General features: G+C 61.2%; 8 protein-coding genes. 3 read left to right on the forward strand and 5 right to left on the reverse strand.

Going from position 1 to position 10,823, the window contains the following annotated elements; genetic code table 11:
* Positions 1 to 5 precede the first annotated feature (5 nt).
* The 4 genes from WN73_RS00955 to WN73_RS00970 form a co-directional block, all read right to left on the reverse strand.
* Positions 6 to 371: a hypothetical protein gene (locus tag WN73_RS00955; protein WP_271551047.1), complete on the reverse strand. Its 366-nt coding sequence runs from the start codon at positions 369 to 371 to the stop codon at positions 6 to 8.
* Between the two features lie 455 nt (positions 372 to 826).
* On the reverse strand, positions 827 to 4,021 hold the full coding sequence (locus WN73_RS00960) for a hypothetical protein (RefSeq protein WP_271551049.1): 3,195 nt from the start codon (positions 4,019 to 4,021) through the stop codon (positions 827 to 829).
* A 12-nt stretch (positions 4,022 to 4,033) separates the two neighbouring features.
* Positions 4,034 to 4,327: a hypothetical protein gene (locus WN73_RS00965; protein WP_271551050.1), complete on the reverse strand. Its 294-nt coding sequence runs from the start codon at positions 4,325 to 4,327 to the stop codon at positions 4,034 to 4,036.
* A gap of 169 nt (positions 4,328 to 4,496) precedes the next feature.
* Positions 4,497 to 5,162, reverse strand: coding sequence for a hypothetical protein (locus WN73_RS00970; protein WP_271551051.1), 666 nt, complete (start codon positions 5,160 to 5,162; stop codon positions 4,497 to 4,499).
* Between the two features lie 314 nt (positions 5,163 to 5,476).
* Here WN73_RS00970 and WN73_RS00975 point away from each other — a divergent pair, with 314 nt between their 5' ends.
* From WN73_RS00975 to WN73_RS00985, 3 genes are all read left to right on the forward strand, one after another.
* Entirely contained in the window at positions 5,477 to 5,719 is a 243-nt protein-coding gene (locus WN73_RS00975; RefSeq protein WP_271551599.1) for a helix-turn-helix transcriptional regulator, read from the forward strand.
* Between the two features lie 742 nt (positions 5,720 to 6,461).
* Positions 6,462 to 7,673: a transglycosylase SLT domain-containing protein gene (locus WN73_RS00980; RefSeq protein ID WP_271551052.1), complete on the forward strand. Its 1,212-nt coding sequence runs from the start codon at positions 6,462 to 6,464 to the stop codon at positions 7,671 to 7,673.
* Positions 7,674 to 8,556: 883 nt separating this feature from the next.
* Entirely contained in the window at positions 8,557 to 9,717 is a 1,161-nt protein-coding gene (locus tag WN73_RS00985; protein WP_028175692.1) for an MFS transporter, read from the forward strand.
* 2 nt (positions 9,718 to 9,719) lie between these two features.
* On the opposite strand, the gene WN73_RS00990 is transcribed toward WN73_RS00985, so the two are convergent.
* A complete protein-coding gene (locus WN73_RS00990; RefSeq protein WP_110116856.1) occupies positions 9,720 to 10,709 on the reverse strand; it encodes a Bug family tripartite tricarboxylate transporter substrate binding protein in 990 nt (329 codons plus the stop codon).
* Positions 10,710 to 10,823 lie beyond the last annotated feature (114 nt).

Raw genomic sequence — 10,823 nt, forward strand, 5'->3', positions numbered from 1 at the left:
CCTCGCTAGGTAGCGTCGCGCAACTGCTGCGCCATTGCTTCAGCTCTGGCTTTGGGCATCGTATGCAGGATCAACGTCGGCTCCGGCCCTGCCTGCTCCACATCGGTAGAAGCGACTTTCCGCACGGCTTCCAGCGCCACCTGAGGTGTCACCGATTCCGGGACGGACATCTGATAACGGCCGTTCTTGAGGATGAAGAAGCCGAACTCAACGAGGATCGCGAACTCCGTCCCGAAATTGCCGGTCAAGTCTCCGATTTCAATGGCCAACGCGATGTTCGGATTAGTGGCATGGAAGGGCCAGACAGGATCATGCCGCGATGCGCTTACAACCTCCAAAGCGGCGGCTTCGATGGTCGGTTCAGTAGCCATGTGGAAATGAGACGCGCGAACGTGTGCTTCGCCCGCATTTGAGAGACTAAGGCCGCCGCTTTTGCCAGGAGCCATGATCCCACAAAGCGACAATCGGGGGCCGGCGTCATTTCAACCACTATGTAAAACCTATCGAAAAATTCATCCATATTCATTCTGCCTCCAATAGCTGGGACTACCTCGAACCGAGCGTGACGCGTCCTCTCGCCCTGCCCGCGCACAGCGGGGGAACCCGACGCACCGGTTCGTAATCGGTTCTCGCTTGGGAAAGGGGAATGTGGGGAATGTTAGAGCCCGCGGCTCCGAGAATTTTCTCGAAAACCAGTAAGAGCTCACTCCCAAAATTCGCGCATTTTCCTGCGACGAGGCTGTAAACTTTCCCCTCTTTCCCCTCTTTCCCCTCTTTCCCCTCTTTCCCCTCTTTCCCCTCTTTCCCTTGGTGGCGGCATCTCGCGTCAGTTCGACGACGAAAAAGGATCATCGTCACGATCGCCGGATACCGCCGGCGACGGCCGATCGTCAGCCGCCCTGCGGATCTCGATCCGGTATAGATTCTGCTGATGACCAGGGACGCGGCGCAGGAACGCGACGCGGCCTTCGATCCACGTTGGCCGGCCGGTCAAATGCTTCTGGAAGAGCTTGCCGATACCCTGCGCGGTCGCCTTATCGACCGCTTTCTGCGCCAACTCCGCCAATCCGTCCGCAAGCTCCGCGGCATCCTCGTCGGTCGCGAGATTGTAATCCGAGAAAAGCGATGCCACTGACCGCGCGGTGAACTGCTCCTCACCGAACCGCATCCAAAGGGCGGTCAGAACGCGCGACGTCGTGCTCGCTTCCTCGTCCTGGGCCTCGCCGGCCAGGAGGAGCTTGCCGCAATCGAAGTCAATGCCGACCAAAGCCGCCGCGTATTCAACAGGCCATCCGGCCAGGTTCCACCAGCTCTTGAAGCGCGTTTTCGCCTGTTGCTCGCTCGGTCGGTTCTGAATGCCGGCAACCAGAATCAAATAGAGCGCCCGAAGAAGACGCGCGCGGTTCGCCTGCGTCCAGCCCACAGGATCGCTGTGCATGAAAACACGATTCTCCGGATCAGGCCGATCCACGTTCAACGACAGGATGAACGACCGGCTTGCCATGTCGCCACGAGGCGCGATCGAGTTGCCGGTGAAGACCTGAATGGTCGACGCCGGTACAGTCTCGAACATGGAAACGCCCAGGACGCGATCCGAGATCTCGGGCGCAGTGAGCGCGGCCTCAATATGGGGACAGCTGATCGTGGATCCACGGCTGATGTTATCCCAGATCAACACACCGACAGCTTGACGCAGATACGAGAACAACGCCTTTTTTCGCTCCTCCGCATTATCCGACCACGCCGCCGCAGCAGCAGGTCGGCCGAGAATTGCCGCGACAATCATTTGAATCAACGTCGTCTTGCCGCCACCGCGCTGGCCCGCCGTGACGAAGAACGCCGGACGCTCGGGGAGCAGCGCGCGCTGCAAAAGGGTGATTGCGAGAACGATGACGACGCATTTGCCGGCATCGTCGAGAGCCACATCAACGAGCCATTCACGCATCAGAAATTCCAGCGCCACGCGAGCCTCGTTGTCCGTCGGCTTGCCGGCGGGCAAGCACGCACGCAGGGCGGGATCGATGCGATGCACAACACCGAGAGCCCGATCGAGGCCGTTTCCGTCGATCACTCGTCCGGTTGCAGTCACGAGCGGCGCCTGATTGATCCCGCGAACAACGGGCATCTCGCTGTCTGCATAGTCAAAGAACGCTTTGATGAACGGCAATGGCGTTGCCGCGAAATAGATAGGTCCATCTTTGCAGACCTTCTCCCAGCGGAGATACTTCTCGATCAGCATCTGCAGGCTGCTCGCCGTCAACTCGGTGATCACCGGCTGGGTCGGCGCCTTCATCAGCTCATCGGGGCGAGCGGTCGCGTTTGCCGAACCGGACGTCAAAAGATGGAGAGCCCATGGCTCCTTTTCGTCGATCCGAACAGGAACACCGTTTGCGTTGCGCATCGGGGGCTCGGGGCTGTCGTCTTTTGCGAGAACATCGTCGATTAAGGTGACCGTCGGCAGCAATTCCTCATTGGCGTACGGAAGCGGACGAACGATCCGGGCATCGGTCGCCGCCTCCGCAAAAAACCTTTCTCGCGCCTGGCTCTTTCGTTCGGCGAGTTCGCACTTCATTCGCGCCTTGATTGTACGCACGCTCGCGCCAGCCGCCTTTGCTACCGACGCAGCAAAGTCGTCGAGCTCGTCCAGCTCGAGCCTGGCTTGAGCAAGAATCGCCATCGCGTGATCTACCATGCCGGCGGCGGGTCCGGCGGTGACGATCGCCTTTGCTGATGCCAGATCGTAACGCAGGTAATAGAGCGAACGACCATGCGCAAATGAGTGGATCACGAGATCGCCCTCGCCTCCTCCCAACACCATGGCTTTGCCGCGACCGTACGACACGCCCTCCAGCGGATCGGCAAGCGTTTCATTCACGTAACGCTCCGGCGTCGCCAGCACGGCGCCGACGGTGACGCTACCAAGGCGATCGAACTCCAACTCAATGTCGGGATAGAGCACGCCCTGGTGCCGCGCTTTGATCAAACGCAACGCGGTAGCGATCGGCGTGCCTGACCGAGCTGAGATGGCCTTGGCGAGATCTTGGTCGTGCTTGTTCGCGACCTCGGCAGCGGCTTTGCTCAAAGCTCGCTTGCTGTCAGCCTTGGCCAGGCTGATCCGGTGCCGGTCGTACTCGGTCGGCGGCGGCACGACGCGGCTGGAGTCAATCGCCTGGCCGTCAAAGACGCGAGGCTCTCGCTTCGAAGAGTTCTGGACCAGCGGCGGGACGAGCAAGGGAGTACCCTCGAAGCACAAGCGCTCGCCAAAGCCCACCATGCGATCCACGATGCTCCGTTCGAGCAATTGGCCGGCGCGGCCGATTATGTACCAGCCGTATCCATTCAGCCAGCATCGGTCGTGGAGATCGGTCAGGAAGCGCTCGATGTCGCCACCGTCAGCGACGAGCAAGTAGTGATGCTCGCCATCCGAGCCGGGGATCAAATCACCAGTGTCACCACGAGATAGCCCTGAGCTCGTGCTGGCGCGGCTCACGCGGGCGGCAAGCGCGAGATCCGGAGCGACCATGAGCAGGCATTCCCACATACCGCCGTTGGAAGCGATCTTGGCTTTGACCTCCGAAGGCATGCCCTTGGTATCAAAATCGATCAAGACCCAAGACGGCACGCCCGACCGATAGTCGATGAAGTCGCGGGTCCGGGCAATGCTGCCGGGGCTCTGGTTGATGCGGTCTTTCGTGACGATGTGGACGGGGGTGGCGATGTTCTTCGCCAGCGAGCCGAGCGCAATCGCTTGATTGGGACGACAAGCGACGATGATGCGCGCGAGCATAGCCGCGGTGGCGGCGAATGCGCGCGTAGCCATACCCTTGCTCATCCAGCATTTCGAGCCGTCGCTGTTCAGCGAGCCGTCGTCGTTCAACGACAGCCGCTTCGACATCAGCGGCGGCTCGTCCATTTTCGTGATCAAGGTCAGTTGTGCGCCCGCCAAGTCGGTCTGACCGGCGACGTCGCTTTGCTTGATGTCTTCGTCAGCTGACTGAGGAACAATGTCAGGAGTGCTCATTGTCGCGCACGACTACTTGTGCAAACGCGCGTCGGTTTCGCGTTCGCGGATCGCGGCGAGCTTTTCTTGATGAGCTGCGCGATCTTCAGCAACGCGCAGCTCGACAGCACGCTCCAGCTCATCCGCCGCATTGCGCATCGCGCGGATGATGTTCGTGAGCAGGTACTGCGACCAGCTGTCGGTCGGCGCGCAGGTCAGCGCCGTGCGCGTGATCTGCTCAATGTCGCGACATGCGCGGTACACGTACCGGTGCAACGGCATCGGCGACTTGGGTTTGGGACCTCGCGGGACGATGGTGAAATTCATAGCGTGGAGACCTCCGCTCTTGCGGGGTCGCACCGGCACGGCATCGTCATTGTGCAATCGAGCCAAGACCGGGATGCAAACCCAGTTTTAGGGAAAACCCCATCGCGGCGCCGCGTTGGGGTTATTCACTCTGGGACTTGGTCTGGCTAAATTACAGGAAAGGCGGCGGTCACGTTTTGGGGCGCCGATTTGCTTTTGATTTCTTGGGGCCGGCGCCAGCGAGTTCTGCGGCAATCGTGTTGATATTGGCGTTGGATGCTCGGATATTCTGTTCGACCCCGAGCCAGTCGAACAAAGCATCGAATATCTGCTTGCGCGGCCGCTCTCTGCGACTCGTGGTGATCTCGTACTCGGCCATCAGCTTTAAAAAAGGCTCGACCACCAGTTTCCGCACTTGGCGCTTTTTGTAGCCCTTCTGATTGGACGCGAGCCAGTGGTCGATATTCAGCATGTAGTCCGATAACTCCACAGCCATGCGGTGTTTAGGACGGTGGTCGGCAATGAGCATCCGCAACGTACTAGCATCGGCGTTGGGGTTGAGCAGTTGCAAGCTCGCCAACTCGATTTCGTTGTCCAAGGTATCCGACCCGGCAGCTTTATGAAGCGCGAGCACCTTCGCTATGGCCGCGCGAAGTTGGCGCACCCGCTTCGGGACCAGTAGTTTTGACGGATCCGCAACACTGCGTTGGTAGTCGAGTGCGATCTGCTCAAGAGCGGCCTTCAGTGCATACTCACCGAGGGGACCCATCTCGTTCAAACCCATCGCCGTTAGCAGTTTCGCGAACTGCTGCTCACGGTTATTTACGTTGATAAGCGGTCGCCTGTGCTTGGTCATTCGGACTCGCCGATTGGAACGATAGTCGGCAGCACGAAAACACTCCGCCGGTTTTCGTTGGCAGGAAATGCGTCATTCTATACGCAGAACAAGCTCGCACTTCGCATTTGTTGAGAGACTTCCCCAGCTAAAGCGCAAATATCGTTACAACAGCGTTACTCGCCGGGAGGGATCGCCGGCCCACGAAACCTTCGGTGAGGCGGGTGTAGCGGGCGCGACACCGGTGGAACGACCCTGAGATTGTGATGATAGCAACCAATCAACGCGAAGCCGAAACGGAGGACGTAGCACCGGCTAAATCTCGTCCTCGCCGCATGCTTAACGAGACTCAGGTGCTGGGGATCATCCCGGTGAGCCGCACTACCCTGTACCGCATGGAGAAATCCGGCCGCTTTCCCAAATCGACCTATATCAGCCCGAACCGGCGCGTCTGGTTTGAGGACGAGATCATCGCGTGGCAGAACGCTGTTGATGAATTCGACCCGCACCGGGCACGGGGCAAGGGGCGGCGTGCGCGTGCGGTTGCTGCCGTTGCGGGCACACCGAACACGCGTTGAGGGTGCTCGTCTAGTGCTCGCCGGCGATCTGCCTTGAGCGACCACCAACTGCACGATCTGCTCGCCGACATGCGGTCGCTCGCCGAACTTTAGCAAAGCGCGATGTCCGTGGTTGAAGGTCTTAGGCGCCATTTTGGTTGTTGCAGCATGACCGGCGCCTCGATCCGCCCGGTCACTATCCGCGGTTTGTCGAGCCAAGGCGGGCGCCGTGCCTCACCAAGATCGTCGCTGATCGCGGCGCAGTGCGAACCAGCATTGCCAAAGGAGCGCGCGGCAAAGCGCCACTGGACGGCGTGGAAGTACCGAATGCTCGTTTCCGCGCTGCAGCCAGATACACCGACCATAAGGCATTGCCCGACGCTTCTGCGGCGCGGTAATTGCAATCTCGTCCTCGATTCGCATATCCGCTGCGCGCACGCGCGTCGAGCCCATCAAGCTCTTCAATCAACTGGCGATCAGACAAGTCGGGTAGAGAGAATTTACGCTCCTCCGGTTAATTGCACCCCGCGAGCCCCATGCCGTTCTGTGGTCGTCATTTTTTGGCCCGGCCCCTTGCCAAGCAGTTGACTGAGAACGAGCCAAAGTTTGATCGCGGCTAGCGTCGGCACAGCTTGGCCGGGTCGCCTCTCACGGGTCAAAGGCACCGCGCGAGTTTGCCGCTCGCTCGAACGCACGAAGATGCCTTGTTTAGCGATAGTTGCGCGATATGGCGCCCGTCCTGTTCCTCGGCAAGAGGCCCATCATGACTGCAACTTCCAATTTAGGCAGTCTTGGCGACGCGGCCAAGACTGGCCGCACCTGCGCCACACGTGCGCCCCATTGTCATCCCCTCGCCTCCTTAATCTGCGTGCCAAGTCAGGGACAGAATGGGGGGACCGCGGCCGCGCGGCTGGCGACATTGAAGATTTGGCAAGCAAGCTGTATTGCCGGCGCGCTGACAGCGCTTGCCGCGGTTGGTCAGATCGCGGTACCGCGCCCAAGCATCGCAACGCCGAATGCAAGAGTGGCTGATGCATTCAGGGGCATCCCGCTGAATGTGACGACGGTCCTGACAAATGCTGGCGCCGCGTTTCCGGCCCCGGCCATCGAGACGAAATTTGATACAGGATTATCGGCTAATGCGATCGTCGCGGCGAGATTTAGCGCCGCGGCGCCGGACTCGATGCCGCCGTCCGATGTAACCACTTCGCAAGGGCAAATGTTGCAGGTCGCCAGCCTTGAGGCAGCGTTGCCCGAGAACTCGGCAACGCTACAGCAGGACCGCCCGCCCTTTGCTTCGCCCAATCCGGGCGAAGACAAACAGTCGTATCTCAAATACTACGTCTACTCGGAAATTTCGCCGCCGGAGAAACCCGCGAAGATCGCCTTGTCGGCGTTGAGCGACGTTCCGCTCGGAACGCCCGTCCGGGAGATCGAACGTGCGGCCGAAGCGTTCGGTGTCGATGTCAATTTCATGAAGGCGGTCGCCAAAATCGAATCCGATTTCAATCCCAGGCAACGCACCGGGTCCTATATCGGCCTGTTCCAGCTGAGCAAGTTTGAGTTCAGCAAATACGGATCGGGCGACATCCTCAATCCTCGCGACAACGCTATGGGTGCGGCCTACAAGTTTCTCAGCGAGGCCGCGCTATTCGAAATAATGACGCAGAAGAAGCCGACCTTTTCCGACCTCTACCTGATCCACCAGCAGGGCTGGGAAGGAGCCGCCCAACACATCAGCCGTCCGCAGCGGATTGCCTGGAAATCGATGTGCGCAACCCAGGAGGGCTCGGCGAAGGGCGAGCGATGGTGCAAGCGCGCTATCTGGGGTAACACGCTGCCTGCGGTCAAACGCGAATGGAAGTCGGTCGATAGTCTCACCTCGGGTGCGTTCGTGGCGATGTGGCGGGACCGCGTCGACACGCTCTATGCCCGCTATCCTGTGCTAACTGCGGCGGCCGAACGCTTGAGATAGAACAGCTTGCGACTGCTCTCACGCACACCTCTTGGCCCACACATTCGTTTCGTCGAGAAGCTGTGTCGGCAATCTAGTTCCGGCGCCGGATAAGTTTGCGTTCCACTTAGAGACTGGGTGGTTGTTCGGCTTCGGCGGCCGAATTGACCCGACACCTCGACCAGTGCCGCTCCGCGGCCCGGGCTCCTAGATTATTCACAGGGCAATCACCTTGCTGATGGCCGGCCCTTGGCAGAAGTGTAGCCGCAAGTGATCTGCGTCCGCTTTCCCGATTGAGCGGTCTAGGGCCTATTGGGGCCGGTCATCGCGCCCGTGGATCGCTTCACTATCAATAATTCGACTAACGCTTTGGTCGAAAACGGTTTTTTTGTGTCGCAGCCGAGTGAAAAATGCTGGACGCAAGGACCACACGGTTTTGCCGTACGCACGGCCCGCCATTTCGCCGCAGTTTTCCCGGCCCTGTCGACGGAGCCGGAAACTTACAGACGAGACGAACCTGACAGCGCCGCTCATCCAGCACGAAGTCTTGGGCTCACGGAGAGCAATCCGCCCTGCCCACGCCTCTCGCGCCCGACGCTGCCGCGTCCACCGCAAGCCCGGCTCGCGAAACGTGACGACACAAGATCGCCCCTCAAGGATGAGCCGGGATGGGCGACACATACGACAAATCAGAATTTCTGTAAATCGGAATATTTTCATGACGAGGGATTGACGGGGCAGCGAAACAGGGCCGGTGTTTTGCCCGACAGGCAATCCGCCGGCGCCGAGATGCTCCGCAACATCTGGGAACTGCTGCGACAAATCGGGCACATCAGGACATAAAGTCGCGGTAATCGTCGGGCTTGTCGACCGCGCCCTCCTTGCCTCTGCTTCCGGAGTTCTCATGCTTTCTGCCGACCGGCCGGCGACACGGCTTGCGACGCGACTTGCCTTCCTCGTCGCGGGCTTCGGCATCGCGTGCTGGGCGCCTCTGGTGCCGTTTGCGAAAGCACGGCTCGGCGTCGACGACGGCGTTCTCGGACTGCTGCTGCTCAGCCTCGGCATCGGCTCGGTCGTCGCAATGCTTCTGACCGGAATCATGAGCGCGCGTTACGGCAGCAGGCCGATCATCATCGCCGGCGGGCTCGGTCTGGCGCTGGTCCTGCCTCTGCTGGCCATCGCAAGCTCGCCGGCGACGCTGGCACTGGCGCTGCTCGCCTTCGGCGCCGCGCTCGGCTCCATCGACGTCGCCATGAACATCCATGCGGTGGAGGTGGAGCGCGCAGCGAAACGTCCGCTGATGTCCGGCTTCCACGCGCTGTTCAGCATCGGCGGCTTCGCCGGATCAGCGCTGATGACCGCGCTGCTCTCCCTGCAACTCGGCGCGCTCGCCTGCACGCTTATTTGCTCCGTCCTGATGCTGATTGCGATGCTTGTGACCTGGTCGCGCCTGCTTCGCTCAGTGCAGGTACAGGACGGACCGCTGTTCGTGCTGCCGCACGGCTCCGTGCTTCTGCTCGCGCTGCTCGGCGCCATCACCTTCCTGGTCGAAGGCGCGATGCTCGATTGGGGCGCACTGCTCGTCATCGGCGCCGGCCTTGTCTCCGAGGCGCAAGGCGGGATCGGCTACATCGTGTTCTCGATCGCGATGACGATGGGGCGACTCGGCGGCGACGCCGTCGTTGCGCGCATCGGGGATCGCACCACCCTGTTCTGGGGGAGCATCATTGCGGTCGCGGGCTTTGCGGTGCTGCTCACGGCTCCGGTTGCGGCGGTCGCCATAGTCGGCTTCCTGCTCATCGGCCTCGGCGCCTCGAACCTCGTGCCGGTGCTGTTCCGCCGGGCAGCCCGGCAGACGGTGATGCCCACGGGGCTCGCCGTCGCGGCGATCACGACCGCGGGCTACGCCGGCATCCTCGTTGGTCCCGCCGGCGTCGGCTTCGTCGCACGACTTGGCGGATTGCCGACGGCGTTCTGGCTGCTGGCTGTGCTGATGGGACTGGTCACGCTGTCGGCGCGCATCGTCACGACGGAGCAGCGCGAGGTATCACCTGCCGGCACGTGAGCTCATGACTTGCTCAATCCAATCGATCTGATCACGGGCGCCAGGCTTGCCGTTGTCGCATCGATAATGCGCTGGAATTTGTCCGGACTTGAATCGCTGTCCGGCTCCATGCCCTGGGCACGGTAGCTCGCCTGAAGCGCCGGATCGGCCATGGCGAGGCGCGTCGTCTGCGCGATCCGATCGATGATCGCATCATCGGTGAGTTTGGGAGCAAAGATGCCGAACCAGCCCTCATATCTGAGATCCGGCATGCCGGATTCGACGGCGGTCGGAATATCAGGTGCGCCGCTCAGCCGCCTTTCGGTCGTGACCGCAAGCAGCCGGATCTTTCCGGCCTGGCTCAGCTGCTGCAATTGAACCGACATGACGCCGATGACGAGCGAGATCTGGCCGCTGACGAGGTCGTTGGTCGCCTGCGCGATACCCCGATAGGGAACGTGGACGATGTCCAGTCCGCCCGCCTGCTGCTTGAACGATTCCCCGACGAGATGATTGCCGGTGGCGATCCCGGGCGTCCCGTAGGACAGCTTGCCCGGATTGGCCTTCGCGTAGGCGATCAGTTCGCGCAAATTTGCGGCAGGCACCGACGGATGGACGGCGAAAACCAGCGCACTGTTGATCAGGCGATAGATGGCCCGGAAATCGCCGACGGAATAGCCGGGATTTGACGAGGTCAGGGGAATGATGACCTGCGTGCTGCCATTGCCGAGCAGCAGCGAATAGCCGTCGGGCTCCTCGCGCGCGACCGCTGCGGTTCCGATCGCGCCACCGGCGCCGCCGATGTACTCGACGAAAGTCGGCCCGAGCAGCGCCGACATCTTGTCCACCCAGGGGCGCCCGATCTGATCGCCCGCTCCGCCGGCTCCATACGGAAGCACGAGGCGAATGGGACGAGACGGATAATCGGCGGTTTGTCCGCTGCGTGGGATGGCGGCGAGCGCCGCCGCGCCCGATAACACATGAACGACCTGTCGCCGCGAGTAGGAGGGCATGTCTCAATTCCGGAAGCGGTAGTCACTGTCGAGGCGGGACCGGCTCCCGAACCAAGCAATCGCAGCAATCCGCGACCGCCGTCAATGCTCCGCCCGGACAAGTCCCGGCGCGGT

This window comes from Bradyrhizobium sp. CCBAU 45394 (assembly GCF_028128655.1).
Taxonomy (GTDB): Bacteria; Pseudomonadota; Alphaproteobacteria; order Rhizobiales; family Xanthobacteraceae; genus Bradyrhizobium; species Bradyrhizobium diazoefficiens.

What these genes read in the sequence shown, in the direction of transcription:
- WN73_RS00955 (WP_271551047.1), bottom strand. Translation starts at nt 371, where the DNA reads ATGGCTACTGAACCGACCATCGAAGCCGCCGCTTTGGAGGTTGTAAGC.
- WN73_RS00960 (WP_271551049.1), bottom strand. Translation starts at nt 4,021, where the DNA reads ATGAGCACTCCTGACATTGTTCCTCAGTCAGCTGACGAAGACATCAAG.
- WN73_RS00965 (WP_271551050.1), bottom strand. Translation starts at nt 4,327, where the DNA reads ATGAATTTCACCATCGTCCCGCGAGGTCCCAAACCCAAGTCGCCGATG.
- WN73_RS00970 (WP_271551051.1), bottom strand. Translation starts at nt 5,162, where the DNA reads ATGACCAAGCACAGGCGACCGCTTATCAACGTAAATAACCGTGAGCAG.
- WN73_RS00975 (WP_271551599.1), top strand. Translation starts at nt 5,477, where the DNA reads ATGCTTAACGAGACTCAGGTGCTGGGGATCATCCCGGTGAGCCGCACT.
- WN73_RS00980 (WP_271551052.1), top strand. Translation starts at nt 6,462, where the DNA reads ATGACTGCAACTTCCAATTTAGGCAGTCTTGGCGACGCGGCCAAGACT.
- WN73_RS00985 (WP_028175692.1), top strand. Translation starts at nt 8,557, where the DNA reads ATGCTTTCTGCCGACCGGCCGGCGACACGGCTTGCGACGCGACTTGCC.
- WN73_RS00990 (WP_110116856.1), bottom strand. Translation starts at nt 10,709, where the DNA reads ATGCCCTCCTACTCGCGGCGACAGGTCGTTCATGTGTTATCGGGCGCG.